General features: G+C 64.7%; 14 protein-coding genes and 2 pseudogenes. 9 read left to right on the top strand and 7 right to left on the bottom strand.

From position 1 onward, the window contains the following. Positions 1-2 precede the first annotated feature (2 nt). The 3 genes from IVB42_RS33225 (at position 3) to IVB42_RS33215 (ending at position 3,092) form a co-directional block, all read left to right on the top strand. Positions 3-1,352 (top strand): aspartate aminotransferase family protein, encoded by a 1,350-nt coding sequence (locus IVB42_RS33225; RefSeq protein ID WP_247394260.1) that lies wholly within the window; start codon positions 3-5, stop codon positions 1,350-1,352. A gap of 12 nt (positions 1,353-1,364) precedes the next feature. Next, complete coding sequence (locus IVB42_RS33220; RefSeq protein WP_085352170.1) at positions 1,365-2,378, top strand: amino acid ABC transporter substrate-binding protein; 1,014 nt, start codon at positions 1,365-1,367, stop codon at positions 2,376-2,378. 63 nt (positions 2,379-2,441) lie between these two features. Continuing rightward, positions 2,442-3,092 (top strand): aspartate/glutamate racemase family protein, encoded by a 651-nt coding sequence (locus tag IVB42_RS33215; RefSeq protein WP_018457005.1) that lies wholly within the window; start codon positions 2,442-2,444, stop codon positions 3,090-3,092. On the opposite strand, the gene IVB42_RS33210 is transcribed toward IVB42_RS33215, so the two are convergent. Continuing rightward, a complete protein-coding gene (locus IVB42_RS33210; protein WP_018457006.1) occupies positions 3,089-3,736 on the bottom strand; it encodes a TetR/AcrR family transcriptional regulator in 648 nt (215 codons plus the stop codon). The two genes, IVB42_RS33215 and IVB42_RS33210, sit on opposite strands and share 4 nt — an antisense overlap. Before the next feature lie 135 nt (positions 3,737-3,871). Between IVB42_RS33210 and IVB42_RS33205 the strand changes: the two genes are divergently transcribed. The 5 genes and pseudogenes from IVB42_RS33205 (at position 3,872) to IVB42_RS33185 (ending at position 7,603) form a co-directional block, all read left to right on the top strand. After that, entirely contained in the window at positions 3,872-4,081 is a 210-nt protein-coding gene (locus tag IVB42_RS33205) for a ferredoxin (RefSeq protein ID WP_247471858.1), read from the top strand. A 67-nt stretch (positions 4,082-4,148) separates the two neighbouring features. Beyond that, entirely contained in the window at positions 4,149-5,372 is a 1,224-nt protein-coding gene (locus IVB42_RS33200) for a cytochrome P450 (RefSeq protein ID WP_247394263.1), read from the top strand. 89 nt (positions 5,373-5,461) lie between these two features. Then, a pseudogene (locus IVB42_RS33195) lies at positions 5,462-5,693 on the top strand (alpha-ketoglutarate permease); the annotation flags it as partial. A 3-nt stretch (positions 5,694-5,696) separates the two neighbouring features. After that, a pseudogene (locus tag IVB42_RS33190) lies at positions 5,697-6,354 on the top strand (sulfite oxidase-like oxidoreductase). Positions 6,355-6,379: 25 nt separating this feature from the next. After that, entirely contained in the window at positions 6,380-7,603 is a 1,224-nt protein-coding gene (locus IVB42_RS33185; RefSeq protein WP_247394266.1) for a bifunctional alpha/beta hydrolase/OsmC family protein, read from the top strand. Positions 7,604-7,613: 10 nt separating this feature from the next. Here the strand turns inward: IVB42_RS33185 and IVB42_RS33180 are convergent, their stop codons facing one another. Next, positions 7,614-9,044 carry a PLP-dependent aminotransferase family protein gene (locus tag IVB42_RS33180; protein WP_247394682.1) on the bottom strand — a complete coding sequence of 477 codons (1,431 nt, stop codon included), beginning with the start codon at positions 9,042-9,044 and terminating at the stop codon, positions 7,614-7,616. Between the two features lie 101 nt (positions 9,045-9,145). Here IVB42_RS33180 and IVB42_RS33175 point away from each other — a divergent pair, with 101 nt between their 5' ends. Continuing rightward, positions 9,146-10,060, top strand: a complete 915-nt coding sequence (locus IVB42_RS33175) for a DMT family transporter (RefSeq protein ID WP_247394269.1) — start codon at positions 9,146-9,148, stop codon at positions 10,058-10,060. Here the strand turns inward: IVB42_RS33175 and IVB42_RS33170 are convergent. The 5 genes from IVB42_RS33170 to paaE form a co-directional block, all read right to left on the bottom strand. After that, positions 10,039-11,097, bottom strand: a complete 1,059-nt coding sequence (locus tag IVB42_RS33170) for a YeeE/YedE family protein (protein ID WP_247394272.1) — start codon at positions 11,095-11,097, stop codon at positions 10,039-10,041. The two genes, IVB42_RS33175 and IVB42_RS33170, sit on opposite strands and share 22 nt — an antisense overlap. A 2-nt stretch (positions 11,098-11,099) precedes the next feature. Continuing rightward, the gene (locus IVB42_RS33165; RefSeq protein WP_247394275.1) at positions 11,100-12,104 is read right to left on the bottom strand and encodes a zinc-binding alcohol dehydrogenase family protein; all 1,005 of its coding nucleotides are present in this window, start codon (positions 12,102-12,104) and stop codon (positions 11,100-11,102) included. 79 nt (positions 12,105-12,183) lie between these two features. Then, complete coding sequence (paaK, locus tag IVB42_RS33160) at positions 12,184-13,515, bottom strand: phenylacetate--CoA ligase PaaK (protein ID WP_247394310.1); 1,332 nt, start codon at positions 13,513-13,515, stop codon at positions 12,184-12,186. A 28-nt stretch (positions 13,516-13,543) separates the two neighbouring features. Further along, positions 13,544-13,993 carry a hydroxyphenylacetyl-CoA thioesterase PaaI gene (gene paaI / locus IVB42_RS33155; protein WP_247394313.1) on the bottom strand — a complete coding sequence of 150 codons (450 nt, stop codon included), beginning with the start codon at positions 13,991-13,993 and terminating at the stop codon, positions 13,544-13,546. Between the two features lie 55 nt (positions 13,994-14,048). Further along, positions 14,049-15,131 carry a 1,2-phenylacetyl-CoA epoxidase subunit PaaE gene (gene paaE, locus IVB42_RS33150; RefSeq protein WP_247394347.1) on the bottom strand — a complete coding sequence of 361 codons (1,083 nt, stop codon included), beginning with the start codon at positions 15,129-15,131 and terminating at the stop codon, positions 14,049-14,051.

Below are 15,131 nucleotides of genomic sequence, written 5' to 3'. Positions count from 1 at the left end.
CCATGGCCGCCCGCACCAGCCGCGTGCTGCATCGCTCGCTGCGCGAAACGCCGCCCAAGGCAATCGGCGGCGAAGGCGTCTATCTCTTTGCCGAGGACGGACGCCGCGTGATCGACGCCTCCGGCGGCGCGGCGGTCTCTTGCCTTGGCCACCAGCATCCACGCGTGATCGCAGCGATCACGAAGCAGGCTTCGACCCTCGCTTATGCCCACACAGCCTTCTTCTCGTCGGAGCCGGCGGAGGCGCTTGCCGAGACGCTGGTCGGCCACGAGCCCGGTGGCCTCGCCTACGCCTATTTCGTCAGCGGCGGATCGGAAGCGATCGAGGCCAGCATCAAGCTCGCGCGGCAATTTTTCATCGAACGCGGCGAGCCGCAGCGGCAGCATTTCATCGCTCGGCGCCAGAGCTATCACGGCAACACGCTTGGCGCACTGGCCGCCGGCGGCAATGCCTGGCGGCGTGCGCCCTATGCGCCGCTGCTCTCCGACGCCTTCAGCCATGTGACCCCGGCCTTCGCCTATCACGAGAAGCACGATGGTGAATCGGACGCGCAGTTCGTGGCGCGGCTCGCCGCCGAACTCGAAGCCGAGTTTCAGCGGCTTGGCCCCGACACCGTCGCCGCGTTCCTCGCAGAGCCCGTCGTCGGCGCCACCGCAGGTGCCGTCACGGCGCCGGACGGCTACTTCAGGGCGGTGCGCGAGATCTGCGACCGACACGGCGCGCTGCTCATTCTCGACGAGGTCATGAGCGGCATGGGCCGCACCGGCACCACGCACGCCTGGGAGCAGGAAGGCGTGGCACCCGACATCCAGGCGATCGCCAAGGGTCTCGGCGGCGGCTACCAGCCGATCGGTGCAATGCTCGCGAGCGGCAGGATCATCGACACAATCCGCTCAGGTTCGGGCGCCTTCCTGCACGGCCACACGTATCTGGCGCACCCTCTCGCTTGCGCCGCCGCGCTCGCGGTGCAGGACGTGATCCGCGAGGAGGGCCTGCTCGACCGGGTCAAGGAGCGCGGCAAGCAGCTCGAGCAGCGGCTCACCGAGCGCTTCGGCAATCACCGCCATATCGGCGACATCAGGGGCCGCGGCCTGTTCTGGGCGATCGAGCTCGTCGCCGATCGCGCCAGCCGAACCTCGTTTGATCCCGCGCTGAAGCTGAATCAGAAGATCAAGGCGGAGGCCTTCGCCAACGGCCTCGGCTGCTATCCCGGCGGCGGCACCGCAGACGGCATCCGTGGCGACCACGTGCTGCTGGCGCCGCCCTATATCACCTCCGCGGAGGAGATCGATCTGATCGTCGACAAGCTCGGCACGGCCGTCGACAGCGTATTGCGTCGTGTCAATCACTGAGGGGAGAAAAGCATGATGAGGAAAGTGGTTATCATAGCCGGCGTGCTCGCGGCGTCGACGGTGGTGGCGTCGGCGGCAACGCTCGACACGGTGAAAAGCCGCGGCACGCTGATATGCGGCGTCAGCGCCGGTTTCGCCGGCTTCTCCGCACCGGATTCGCAAGGCAACTACAAGGGTCTCGACGTCGATTATTGCCGCGCGCTCGCCGCCGGCGTGCTCGGCGATGCCAGCAAGGTGCGTTACGTCTCGCTGACCGCGCAGAACCGCTTCACCGCGCTCCAGTCCGGCGAGATCGACGTGCTCTATCGCAACTCGACGCAGACCTATCTGCGCGGTGTCACGCTGGGCCTGCGGCAAGGTCCAATCAACTTCTACGACGGTCAGGGCTTTGTCGTGAAGAAAGACCTCGGCGTGAAGGAGATCAAGGACCTCAAGGGCGCCACCGTCTGCGTCGCGCAGGGTACCACGCATGAGGTCACGCTCGGCGATTACGGCCGCGCCAACGGCATCGATTGGAAGCCGTTGGTGTTCGACCGCGTCGACACCATGTACCAGACCTTCTTCGGCGGCCGCTGCGATGCCATGACCCAGGACGCTTCCGCGCTTGCTGGCGCCGTGACGACCGCGGCGCCGAACGCGGCCGACTACGTCGTGCTGCCGCAGACCATCAGCAAGGAGCCGCTCGGCCCCTTCACCCGCAATGGCGACGAGGTCTGGAGCGACATCATCACCTGGCTGCACTACGGCTTGATCGAGGCCGAAGAGCTCGGCGTCACACAAGGCAATGTCGATGAGATGGCGAAGTCGCAGACGCCCGCGATCCAACGCCTGCTCGGTGCCTCCGGCGATCTCGGCTCGCGGCTCGGGCTCGACAACAAATGGCTGGTCACGGCCATCAAGGCCACCGGCAATTACGGCGAGATCTACGAGCGCAATGTCGGCAAGGCGAGCCCGCTCAAGCTCGAGCGCGGCCTCAACGGTCTCTGGAGCAAGGGCGGCTTGATGTACGCGGTGCCGTTCAAGTAAACGTTTTGCGTGTCCCGGACGCGTTGCGTCCGGGGCTCGCGACCTTCCATCAGGTAACGTTCAATGACGAAGTCTCCTCGCATCGCGCTGATCCACGCCCTCAAGCATTCCATCGCCCCGATCGAAGCTGCGTTCGCGAAGGTGTGGCCGGAAGCGCGGCTGATGAACCTGCTCGACGACAGCCTGTCGTCGGATCTGGCGCGTGACGGCAAGCTCAACGATGCCATGACCGAACGCTTTCTTGCGCTCGGCCACTACGCCGCGGCGACAGGCGCGGACGCGATCCTGTTCACCTGCTCGGCCTTCGGTTCCTGCATCGAGGCGGTTGCGCGCGCACATGCGCCGATGCCGGTGCTCAAGCCGAACGAAGCCATGATCGAGCGCGCGATGACGATGGGCCGGCGGATCGGCCTGCTCTCGACCTTCCCGCCGACGCTGGCTTCGATGCCGCCGGAATTTCCGGCCTCCGTCCAGATCGTGCCGAAACTCGCCGAAGGCGCGCTGGCCGCGCTCGACCGTGGCGACCGCGCTACGCATGACCGGCTGATCGTGGAAGCCGCACGCGATTTGCGCGATTGCGACGTCGTCGCGCTCGCGCAGTTCAGCATCGCGGCAACCGCGCCTCTCGTGGCAGAAGCCACCGGCCGCCCTGTCGTGACCACGCCCGACAGCGCCGTCGAGAAGCTGATGAAGCTGTTGGCGGCGAGGGCTTAAGCGCCAGCCTGTTTCCGGCGCCGCGCGCCTTTGATCGCCGCCGCAAGCGCGGCCTTGGTTTCACTGACAAAATCCTCGACCAGGTCTTCGCGCGTGGCATGGGCCGCCTCGCCGGTGAACAGTCCCTGCTCAGCCAGCATCACCACGCCGTGCACCGCCGCCCAGATCTTGAGCGCCTGCCGCTCGCGCAGATAATCAACGGCCGGGGCTTCCAATGCGTCGACCACGAGCGCAAAGGTTTCGCGGGTCGCTTCGTGCAGCTCGCTGCCTTTCGCCGCACACGACACCGTGCGCGAGGCGAACATCAAGCGGTAGATGCCATTGCGGCGTAAGCCGAAATCCAGCGTCGCCTGCGCCAGCAGCGACAGCTTCGACCGCTTCGACGGCTTTGCCATCGCCGCCCGCAATATCCCGTTGAGCTGCCGGAACGCCTCCGCCGTCACCGCCGCAAGCAGCGCCTCGCGATCGGCGAAATGCCGGTAGGGCGCCGGCTGCGAAACACCCAGCTGCTTTGCCAGCGCCTTGATGCTGATCGCCTCCGTCCCGCCCTGCTCGGCTTCGCGCAGCGCGGCCTTGATCAAGGCGTCGCGGAGATCGCCGTGGTGGTAGGTATTCTCGGGCTTGCGGGCAAGTTGTGAACGCATGTTGCGCAGAGCCTATAAGTTTGCGCTTGACAGGGGAAGCCTGCCGCGAATGTAATAGCCTATAACTTGAACAAAAACTCAAATGGGAGCGCGCGCCGCCTTCGGGCCGGAGTGCACACCATCGAGGAAGCCGCCATGACAGAGCGACTGAGGGTTCACGTTGATCCCAACAAATGCCAGGGGCACGCGCGCTGCAAGGCGCTGGCGCCGGAGCTGTTCGAGCTGGACGAATACGGCAACGCCCACGAAGCCGGCGACGGCACGGTCCCGCCCGGCCTCGAAGACAAGGCCTGGCTCGCCAAGTCCAATTGCCCGGAAATCGCGATCGACGTGATCGAGGAGTAGCGCGCCCGCTTCTGCCCGCGTGCCTTCCGCGACCACGAGCCCCCAAGGGATTTCAAGGGATTTCGAGATGTCCGACATCAGCCAGCCCACCGCCCATCCGCCCGTGACCGACTGGGTCCATGATTTCGACCACACCGATCCGCAATGGACGGAAGATCCCTTCCCGATTTGGGACGAGCTGCGCGCCGCAAGCCCGGTCGTGCATACCGAACGCTTCCTCGGCTGTTACATGCCGACGACCTATGAGGCAGTGCGCGAGATCGCCAACGACAGCGAGCATTTCTCCTCGCGCCGCATCATCGTCCGGGACGTTCGGCCGGAGATCACCAGCAGAAACTCCGCCCCGCCGATCACGTCCGATCCGCCGGTGCACAAGCCAGCCAAGCAATTGCTGCTGCCGCCGTTCACGCCGGACGCGATGAAGAAGCTGGAGCCGCGGGTGCGCGCGATCTGCAACGAGTTGATCGACGGCTTCATCACTGAAGGCCGACTTGACGCGGCAGAGCGCTACACCAAGCACATTCCGGTTCGCGCGATCGCACACATGCTCGGCATCCCCGAGACGGACAGCGATCTCTTCATCCGATGGATCCACATGATCCTGGAACTTGGCATCAAGGACGAAAACACGTTGCTCCAGGCGGTGCACGAGATGAGCGCCTATTTCAGCGCCCATATCGAAGCGCGCAAGAACAAGCCAACCGACGATCTGATTTCCTACCTGATGAATGCCAGGGACAAGGACGGCAATCCGCTCGAGGATTCGCATGTGCTGGGCTCGTTGCGCCTGCTCCTGATTGCCGGCATCGACACCACCTGGAGCGCGATCGGCTCCTCGCTCTGGCACCTTGCCCGGACGCCCGCCGACCGCGAGCGCCTGGTTGCCGAGCCCGAGCTGATCCCGACCGCGGTGGAGGAGCTGCTGCGCGCCTATTCGCCGGTGACGATGGCGCGCGAAGTGGTCAAGGAGACCACGGTGTCAGGCTGCCCGGTCAAGGCAGGCAACATGGTGCTGCTGTCCTTTCCGGCCGCCAACCGGGATCCGAAAATGTTTCCGGATGCTGATAAGGTCGTGATTGACCGCCGCGAGAACCGCCACGCCGCCTTCGGCCTCGGCATCCACCGCTGCGTCGGCTCGAACCTTGCGCGCATGGAGATGCAGGTTGCGCTCGAGGAATGGCTGAAGCGCATTCCGGACTTCGCCCTCGATCCGGCAGGCACGGTGACCTGGTCCCAAGGAACCGTCAGAGGCCCCCGCCAGTTGCCATTTTTGCTTGGAAAGGCGATGTAGACCTCTCCAAACAGTGATACGGAGAGGCCGGACTTGACTGAGCAAGCAATCAAACCGGCCTCTGAGCATTTTGATATCGCCAGCGCCCAGCGCGGATCAAGGCGATCTTCATCGGCTCGATCGGCAACCTCTGCGTCGGGCTGCCCTGTGCGATCACCGTCTCGATGTTCGGCGGCACGGCGCCGGCGATCGCGCTCTATTTCAAGACCATCGGGCATGAGGAGTGGTTCTACTATTATCTCGCTGGTATCATCTGCCTGTCGCTGAGCATCTACCATGCGCGACACCAAGCATGCCTCCGCGATGCACCGCCACGAGTAGCCGATGGCCGAAGACAACGAGCCGCCCGACAGCAAGCTGACGCGCACCAAGGAAAAATGGGCGCGCGAGGGCCGCTTTTTGACAGGCAAGATCACGCGCCCGGAAGATCAGCGCCTGCCGCCCGGCCAGCACCAGACAAAGGACTGGCCAGTGCTCGATCTCGGAGCCGCCGATTTCGCGCGAGCGCTGGCGGCTCGACGTCTACGGCGCGATCGAGAACCCCGTGTTCTGGACCTTTGCCGAGTTCGCCGCCCAGAAGCGGGCGCAGTTCATCTCCGACATCCACTGCGTCACCACCTGGTCGCGCTACGACAATGAGTGGGAGGGGCTCGCCACGCGCGAGCTGCTCGCGGCCTGCCAGCCGCGCCCGGACGCGCGCTTCGTCGTGTTGCATTCCCATGATGGCTACACCACCAACCTCGCGCTGGACGACTTTGCCGCCGAGGACGCATTGCTCGCCCATAGCTGGTCCGGTGAGCCATTGTCGGCCGAACATGGCGGCCCGGTACGGCTGGTCGTGCCGCATCTGTATTTCTGGAAGAGCGCCAAATGGGTTCAGTCGATCGAATTCCTGACCGAGGACGCGCCGGGCTTCTGGGAAGTCCGTGGCTACCATAACCGCGGCGATCCCTGGGCAGAGCAACGCTATTCGGGCGACTAGGTTCAGCAAGGAACGGGGGAAACCCATGCCGACAGAGCGCTTTCAATTCACCGGCGAAGGCGGCCATCAGCTTTCGGCCGCGCTGGAGCTACCCGACGGCGAGCCCGGGGCCTTCGCGCTGTTCGCGCATTGCTTCACCTGCGGCAAGGACACGCTGGCCGCCAAACGCATCTCGGTCGCGCTGGCCGCCAAGGGCATCGCGGTGCTGCGCTTCGACTTCACCGGGCTCGGCTCCAGCGAGGGGGATTTTGCCAATTCGACGTTTTCCTCCAACGTTGCCGATCTCGTGCGCGCCGCCGATCATCTGCGTAGCGTCCGCAAGGCGCCGTCGATTCTGATCGGTCACAGCCTCGGCGGCGCCGCGATCCTTGCGGCAGCAGGACGAATCCCGGAAGCCAAGGCGGTTGTGACCATTGCAGCACCATCCGATCCCGCCCACGTCACCGGCCTTTTCAAAGAGCATCTCGGCGACATTCGCACGCAAGGTGAGGTCGAAGTCTCGCTTGCGGGACGCCCGTTCCGGATCAAGCGCGAATTCCTCGACGACATCGCCGAGCACGAGCTGATGAAAGACGTCGCCGGCCTGCACAAGGCGCTGTTGGTGATGCATTCTCCGGTCGACGATACCGTCGGTATCGACAATGCGACGAAGCTCTTCGTCTCCGCCAGGCATCCCAAGAGCTTCGTCTCGCTCGACCATGCCGATCATCTCCTGACCAAGCCGGCCGACGCGCTCTATGCAGCCGACGTGATCGCGGCCTGGGCGAGCCGGTACATCGACGCGGCCAAACCTGCGAAGGCGATGGATCTCCCCGAGGCGCCGCGCCGGGTCGTGGTGCAGGAGACCCGCAAGAGCAAGTTCAACCAGACCATCTCCGTCGGTCCGCATCAGCTCGTCGCGGACGAGCCGGTCGCCGCCGGCGGCGAGGATGCCGGCCCTGGTCCTTACGATCTCCTGCTCGCTGGCCTCGGGGCCTGTACCTCGATGACCATGCGCCTCTATGCCGACCGCAAGTCGCTGCCGCTCGATCGTGTCACCGTCTCACTGAAGCATTCCAAGATCTATGCAAAAGACTGCGCGGAATGCGAGACGCGCGATGGCATGCTCGACCAGATCGAGCGCGACATCGCGATGGACGGCGCGCTCGATGCCGAGCAGCGCAAGAAATTGATGGAGATCGCCGACAAGTGCCCGGTGCACCGGACGCTGACGTCGGAAATCCGCATCGTGACCAAGGCCGTGGATTAGCGCGACTGCGCTAGAAGCACGACGCCATTGTTCCCACCGCCGCGGTGATCTCGCTCTCGCGCCAGGCCGCGAAGCCGAGCAGCAGGCCGTGGTCGCGCGGCCTGCCCAGTGCCAAGCCGGACAGGGCACGCGTTTCAACGCCCGCTTCGACCAGCCGCTTGACCGCCACCTGATCAGCGCGACCGCGCTTGAGACGCGCGACGAGCTGAATGCCACCGGGGGGCACTTCGGCAGAGAGCACATCGCCCAAATGGCGCTCCAATCCCTCCACGAGGTGATCGCGGCGGGCGTGATAGATCCGGCGCACCCGGCGCAGATGCGCCAGGAAATGCCCGTCGGCAATGAACTCGGCCAGCGCCTCCTGGATGTGGCTCGCGGCGATCAGTCCGATGTGCCGCTGTACGATCTCGAGAGTACCGACCATGGCCCGCGGTATGACGAGGTAGCCGAGCCGGATATCCGAGGTCATGACCTTGGAGAACGTGCCGACATAGAACACGCGGCCGTGGGCATCGAGTCCCTGCAAGGCCGGCACCGGCCGGCTATCATAGTGGAATTCGCCGTCGTAATCGTCCTCCACGATCCAGGTCTTGCCGGGCCTGCTCAGGCCAAGAAACTCCGTGCGGCGCGAGAGCGACATCAGGCGGCCGGTCGGGTGCTGATGCGACGGCGTCATGAAGATCAAGGTCGGGGCCGCCAAGCCACGAATCCGCTGCATGCCCTGCTCGTCCAAACTCATCCCGATCACGCGCGCACCGGATGCGCGGAAGGCGGCCGCGGCGCCGGGATAGCCGGGATCCTCGACCCAGACATCGTCGCCGGGGGTGATGACGGCGGCCGCGATCAGGGTCAGCGCAGCCTGCGCGCTCGGCAGAATCAGGATCTGATCCGCCCTCGCGCGCACGCCCCTGCTGGTCGCAAGATAATGCGCCAGTGCCTCGCGCAGGCGCGGCCGATTGACCGGTCCGAGCTCGCGCCTCGCCGCGCGCACAGCGCTGCGGCGCAGGCAGCGCGCCCAGACGTCGTTGGGAAACTCCCTGAAATCGCCATGTCCGGGACGCAAGGGTCTCAGTCGCGCCTGATAAGACATCGGCCAGTCGGTCTGCGTGAGGCTCGACGCCCAGGGCGAAAGCCGCGGCTTGCCAGGGCGTATGCGAGATGCGACGGCGCCAGCCTCTGTGACGCGCTCGCCGCCGTCAACCGCAACCATCGGACGGCGGCCGTGCGAGGCTTCGAGATATCCCTCGGCGGCGAGTTGCTCGAACGCATAGCTGACGGTGTTGCGCGAGACGCCGAGATCGCTCGCAAGCCCACGGCTCGACGGCAGCGTGCGGCCTTTGACGAGACGCCCGGTCGCGATCAAGCTTCGGAGCTGGCTCGTCAGTTGAGCCACCAGCCCCTCGTCGTCGGCCCGGTTCAGGTCGATCAGGGCGGAGATCATGCTGTCCGGAACTGGCACCCTATTCCTTTCCGATCTGGCACTGTTTCAGGTGCCAGACGAGATGCTATCCGCTGGACTGGACTGCTTCAAGGACCTCCGAAATGAACTCCCTATCCCCCCGCGCAGCCGTTGGCCTGTTTCTCATCGTCGTGCTGGCTTGGGGCATAAACTGGTCGGTGACGAAGCAACTCGTCCAATTCCTTCCACCACTGTGGGCTTCAGCGATCCGGAGTTGGATCGCGCTGGCTGGATTGTTCGTGATCCTCGGGCTCAGCAACAATCTGGTGATTCCGGAGCGTCGCGACATCCCGGTGGTCCTGAGCGTCGCACTGCTGCACATGACCGTGTTCTCGGTCCTGGTTGCGGCCGGTGTGCGCTTCCTACCCGCAAGCAAGGCCGTTGTGCTCGGCTACACCACGCCACTCTGGGTCGCGATCGCCGCGCCGCTGCTCGGGAAGGACACTTTGACGGCGCCGAAGGTCGCCGGCGCGCTGCTGGGCCTGATCGGGCTGGTCGTCATCCTGAACCCGGCCTCGATCGACTGGACCAACACCAATGTCGTGCTCGGCGCCGGCATGGTGATCCTGGCCGCGATCTCATGGGCCGCGAACATTATCTATATCCGCGCCCATCGCTGGATTGCCTCGCCGCTCCAGCTTCTGATCTGGCAAGTGCTCGTGGCAACCATCGTGCTATCGGTGAGCGCGACCATCGCGGATGGCCTGCCGCATGTGGAGTGGTCGTGGAGACTCGTTTTGCTGTTCCTGTATTCCGGGCTGATCGGGACGGTGCTCGCCTATTGGGCGATGTCGATGGTGAATAAGAGCATCTCGGCCCTGACGACCTCGCTCGGCACCACCGCAACGCCGCTCGTCGGCATCGCCAGCGCCGCGATCCTGCTGGGCGAGCCGATCGACATGAGTCTGGTGATAGCGGCCGCGCTGATCATCACCGGCATCGGTCTCGCGACGCTCGGCGATCGCCTGGTGCGTGGTCAGGCTACCGCGAACGGCTGAACGCGCAGCATCCCGCGCAATCCCGCCGTCGTGCCGAGCAGGATACCGGCGACGGCGACGAATGAGCCGAGCGCGAGCGTCGACACGCCGGTGAGCCCTTGGCCGATCGAACAGCCGAACGCCATCACGCCGCCGATGCCCATCAGTGCGGCGCCAGCCGCCGATCGCAGCATATGGCGTGGCGAGGAATAGCCTTCGAGATGGAAACGGCCCGTCGCAAGCGCGGTGACCAGACTGCCGGCGAAGACACCTGCAACCGTCGCGATGCCGAAATTCAGCGTCAGGCCCGTCGAGAGCATGACATATTGCAGGCTGTCCGCGATCGGCGCGACGAAGGTAAGCGAGGTCACGGGGACGGGGTTGAAATCATCCGCGCCGAGATAGCCGGTGACGAACCAGCCGCCGGCGACGAGGAGACCGACGACGACACCGGCTGCAATCTGGCCGGGCGAACGTCGGAACGCTGGGTGCGCGAAAGCAAACAGGATCAGCGTGACGACAACGACAGCAGCAGCCATTGCGCGCGAAAGCGCTTCAGCCGGACCGAACATGGCCAACAATGACGGCAGCGAATTCACGTTGACCGTGGTTTGCGAGGCCTGGACAAGGGCGATGCGCGCCGGCGCGATCAGGCCCTTGAGCGTCATCTGCGCGGCGATGGCGAGCACGACCACCACGACGAAGGAGCGGAGATTGCCACGACCGAGCAGCACCAGCGCGCGCGAACCGCAGCCGTTGGACAGTACCATGCCGTATCCGAACAGAAGTCCGCCGAGAAACAGCACCGGCATCGAGAAGGACTGTTGCAGGTAAATCGACTTGCCGAGATTGACCATGCCGGTGCCGGCGAGGAACTGGCTCGCTGTGGTCGCAACCGCGATCGCCAGCGCATAGGTTCGGACCAACCGCCCATCCCCCTCCGACAACCAGCCGCGCATGCTGCTCATCAGGCAGAAGCCGCTGAGCAGGCCGACAGCGCCGTAGACCAGGCCGATGACGAGGCCGGCGAGGATGATGAGTTGGGGAGACGAATCCATGATCAAGGTTTCAGGAGCACGCGATCCCGCGAGGAGCCTGCAACGGCGACATAGGCCTCCTTCGCGCGTTCGAGCGGATAGACGGCGTTCGCGTTGATCGGAAACGGTTTCAGGTGCCCGCTCGCGAAGCCCGGGCCGAGGTCACGCAGCACAGCGCCTGTCGCGATCGACGACAGGCCGAGCGTGTCGATGCCGACATAGGTGTGTTGCCCGCGGTAGAATTCGAGAATGTTGAACTGCACGATGCGGTCGATGGCGGCGATCAGGATCTGGCGGCCGCGAAGCGCGAGCGACTTGTGCGCCGCCTGGAAATAGGGATCGCCGACCGTGTTGAAGACGATGTCGGCGCCTTTGCCATCGGTCAACTCGCGCACGCGTGTGGCGACGTCGGTCGCGGAAGCGTCGATCACCTCGATGGATGCGTTGGTGTGGCCCTCATAAGGTTCCGCCTTGCGCACCACGCCGATGACACGCGCGCCCTGCCAGGTCGCGATCTGCACCGCCGCTTGACCAACCTTGCCGTTGGCGCCGAACACCAGCACCGTTTCCCCGGGCTTTGGAATGCCGGCGCGGCGAAAACCCTCCATGGCGGTGACAAAGGGCACGCCGATGCCGGCGGCCTCCTCCCAAGACACGGTCTTCGGCTTCTCCACCACCGCGTCGGATTCAACGACGAGATGGCTGGCGTGAGTGCCGTCGCGGCGGATGCCGAGATCGCCGGAGGAGCCGAACACCTCGCGGCCCATCGTACCGGCCGGCCCGTCGATCACCACGCCGGCGTAATCGCGCCCCGGCGTGCGCGGGAAGATGGCATAGGGCATTAGCCCCGTCGCGGCCTTGACGTCGGACGGATTGACGGCGGCGGCCTTGACCTCGATCAGGAGATCGTTCGGACCGCGCGCGAGCGTATGAGGCTCGACGCGAGGTGCAATCCCAGCGGCGTTCTCGGCCTTGGCATGGACGCGGACGCAGCGCGCCTCGACGGCTTTGGGATTGGCTGATGACATGGAAAAGATCCGCGATTTCTCGCGGGCCTTGTCGCCTCTGAGGGCAGTCAAGTCAATCCGTCAAGTCAATCCCGTCAACTTAATCCTTCGGCCGCTTGTCGTAGAGCCGCTTCGCCTTGCCGAGCGAGCGTTCCAGCGTCGCAGGCGCAACCACCCGCACGTTGGAGCTGATCCCGATCGTGTTCTTGATATGGGTTGAGATCCGATCGGCATGGTCGAGGAGACCACGGCCATCCCAACTCTCCGGCCGCGCCTCGGCAATGATGGTCAACTCGTCCATGCGTCCTTCCCGAGTCAATTCCAGAATGAAATGCCCGCCGCACCAGTCGGTGGCGAGCAGAACCTCCTCGATCTGGGTCGGGAACAGGTTGACGCCGCGCAGAATGATCATGTCGTCCGAGCGCCCCGTGACCTTCTCCATCCGCCGCATGCCGGGCCGCGCCGTGCCCGGCAGAAGCCGCGTCAGGTCGCGGGTGCGATAGCGGATCACCGGAAAGGCTTCCTTGGTGAGCGATGTAAACACCAGTTCGCCCTTCTCCCCGTCGGGCAGCACCGCACCGGTGTCGGGATCGATCACTTCGGGATAGAAATGATCCTCCCAGATATGCAGGCCGTCCTTGGTCTCGATGCATTCCTGCGCGACGCCGGGGCCGATCACCTCGGAGAGACCGTAGATGTCGGTCGCATCCATGTCGAAGGCATCTTCGATCTCGCCGCGCATCGCATTGGTCCACGGCTCCGCGCCGAAGATGCCGACCTTGAGCGAGCATTGGCGCGGATCGAGCTTCTGACGCTTGAACTCGTCGAGGATCGCCAGCATATAGCTCGGCGTCACCGTAATGATGTCGGGCCGAAAATCGTTGATGAGCTGCACCTGCCGCTCGGTCATGCCCCCGGAGATCGGCACCACAGTGCAGCCGAGTTTTTCGGCGCCGTAGTGCACGCCAAGCCCGCCTGTGAAAAGACCGTAGCCATAAGCATTGTGGATGATCATGCCGGTGCGGCCGCCCGCGGCGCGGATCGAGCGTGCCATCACGTCCGACCAGGTGTCGATGTCGCGTTGCGTATAGCCCACCACGATCGGCTTGCCCGTCGTGCCGGAGGACGCATGCACGCGCACCAGTTTCTCACGGGGCACGGCAAACATGTTGAAGGGATAATTGTCGCGCAGGTCCGTTTTTACGGTGAACGGAAATTTCGCAAGATCCGAGAGCTCGCGAAAGTCGGACGGGTGCACGCCGGCCGCGTCGAAGGCCTTGCGATAGTGCGCGACGTTGTCGTAAGCGTGCTTCAGCGACCAGGCCAGCCGCTGCACCTGGAGTGCCATGATCTCGTCGCGCGATGCGCGCTCGTGCGCATCCAGCTCGGCCTTATAGGTGTTGCCACCTTCCTTGAGCCTCGTCAGAGCCATCCTCGTTTCCCCGTATCATTGTTTTTCTTTATTGATCCTGCGCCGGCAGCCAGTTTCCGGGAATGACCCGCGAATGCCCGCGGAATTCGGCGATGACTGTATCGCCGGCGGTGACGCGCACGTCATAGATGCCGGAGCGGCCGCCACGCGTGACCTCGCGGGCCTTTGCGACGAGGCGATCGCCGAGCTTGCCTGGCTTGATGAAGGTGATCTGGCCCTGCGCCGCCACGACGCGGTCGTTGTGCGAGTTGCACGCGAAAGCGAAGGCGGAATCGGCCAGCGTGAAGATGAAGCCGCCATGGGCGATGCGCTGGCCGTTGACCATATCCGGCCGCACATTCATCGCCAGCGTCGCGAACCCCGGGCCGATCTCGACGATCTCCATGCCGAGTCCTTTGGAGGCATCGTCCTCCGCCCACATCGCATCGGCGCAGGCGCGGGCAATATCCTCGGGCGACAAGGCGGCTTTGACGTTCACGCGCTTCTCCCGTCCGATTGTTTGGACACGATGTTCTGCTGCCTGGCTAAAACTGTCAAACGTGGTCGTAGTCGACCACGACCCGCTCCGACGATGGCTTGGCCTGACAGGTCAGGACAAAGCCGGCCTTCAGCTCCCAGGGTTCCAGCGAGTAGTTGATGTCCATCGGCGCCTCGCCCTCCACCAGTTTGGCACGGCAGGTCGAGCACATGCCGCCCTTACAGGCGAAGGGCAGATCGACACCGGCGCGTAGCGCCGCATCGAGGATCGCCTCGTCCTCTGCCACCGGCACGTCGCGGCGCTTGCCGTCGATGATCAGCAACGCGATCGCTTTCGGCGGCGCGTGCGGCGCAACGATCTTCTTCGGCCGCGGCTTGCCACCGAACTCCGAGACAAACCGCTCGACATGGATACGCTCCTCCGCGATGCCGAGATCGCGACAGGTCGCCTCGATGTCCTCGCTCATGCCGGACGGACCGCAGATGAAGACGTGATCGACGCTTTCCGCCGGTACCAGCGAGCGCAGCAGCACCCTCACCTTGTCGCCGTCGAGCCGGCCGTGCAGGATCGGAATGTCCTGTTCCTCGCCCGAGATGACGTGGAAGATCGAGAGGCGGTCGATGAAGCGATCCTTGAGCTCTTCGAGCGCCTCGAGGAACATGATGTTGTCGGTCGTGCGATTGCCGTAGAACAGGAAGAAGCGGCTGTCGGCTTCGCGCGCGAGGACGCCCTTGACGATCGACAGGATCGGCGTGATGCCGGACCCAGCGGCAAAGCCGACATGGATGCGGCCGCCGCCGGCCGGCGGGATCACGCCGAAGCGTCCCGTGGGCGTCATCACGTCCAGCGCGTCGCCACACTTCAAATCGTCCGCTGCCCAGCTCGAAAACGCGCCTCCATCAACCTTCTTGACGGCGATCCGTATCTCGCCGTCGTCGGGGCCGGAGCAGATCGAATAGGAGCGGCGCACTTCCTCGCCATCCAGCATGGTGCGGAGTGTGAGGTATTGGCCGGGCGTGAAAGCGTAGTCGGTCGCAAGCTCCGTCGGGATGGCGAATGTCAGCGATATGGCGTCCGACGCCTCGCGGCGGAGGTCGTTGACGGCCAGGCGATGAAAGCGTGGTGCGACTGCTGACAT

The sequence above is a fragment of the Bradyrhizobium sp. 45 genome (genome assembly GCF_023073155.1).
Lineage (GTDB): Bacteria > Pseudomonadota > Alphaproteobacteria > Rhizobiales > Xanthobacteraceae > Bradyrhizobium > Bradyrhizobium canariense_D.
The sequence above is the reverse complement of the archived record's forward strand: the minus strand, read 5'-3'. Positions and strand labels throughout refer to the sequence as shown.

Coding starts and splice junctions, on each gene's coding strand:
- IVB42_RS33175 (WP_247394269.1), top strand. CDS start 9,146: ATGAACTCCCTATCCCCCCGCGCAGCCGTTGGCCTGTTTCTCATCGTC.
- paaK (WP_247394310.1), bottom strand. CDS start 13,515: ATGGCTCTGACGAGGCTCAAGGAAGGTGGCAACACCTATAAGGCCGAG.
- IVB42_RS33205 (WP_247471858.1), top strand. CDS start 3,872: ATGACAGAGCGACTGAGGGTTCACGTTGATCCCAACAAATGCCAGGGG.
- IVB42_RS33215 (WP_018457005.1), top strand. CDS start 2,442: ATGACGAAGTCTCCTCGCATCGCGCTGATCCACGCCCTCAAGCATTCC.
- IVB42_RS33225 (WP_247394260.1), top strand. CDS start 3: ATGGCCGCCCGCACCAGCCGCGTGCTGCATCGCTCGCTGCGCGAAACG.
- IVB42_RS33220 (WP_085352170.1), top strand. CDS start 1,365: ATGATGAGGAAAGTGGTTATCATAGCCGGCGTGCTCGCGGCGTCGACG.
- IVB42_RS33210 (WP_018457006.1), bottom strand. CDS start 3,736: ATGCGTTCACAACTTGCCCGCAAGCCCGAGAATACCTACCACCACGGC.
- IVB42_RS33200 (WP_247394263.1), top strand. CDS start 4,149: ATGTCCGACATCAGCCAGCCCACCGCCCATCCGCCCGTGACCGACTGG.
- IVB42_RS33185 (WP_247394266.1), top strand. CDS start 6,380: ATGCCGACAGAGCGCTTTCAATTCACCGGCGAAGGCGGCCATCAGCTT.
- IVB42_RS33180 (WP_247394682.1), bottom strand. CDS start 9,044: ATGATCTCCGCCCTGATCGACCTGAACCGGGCCGACGACGAGGGGCTG.
- IVB42_RS33170 (WP_247394272.1), bottom strand. CDS start 11,097: ATGGATTCGTCTCCCCAACTCATCATCCTCGCCGGCCTCGTCATCGGC.
- IVB42_RS33165 (WP_247394275.1), bottom strand. CDS start 12,104: ATGTCATCAGCCAATCCCAAAGCCGTCGAGGCGCGCTGCGTCCGCGTC.
- paaE (WP_247394347.1), bottom strand. CDS start 15,131: ATGTCAGCAGTCGCACCACGCTTTCATCGCCTGGCCGTCAACGACCTC.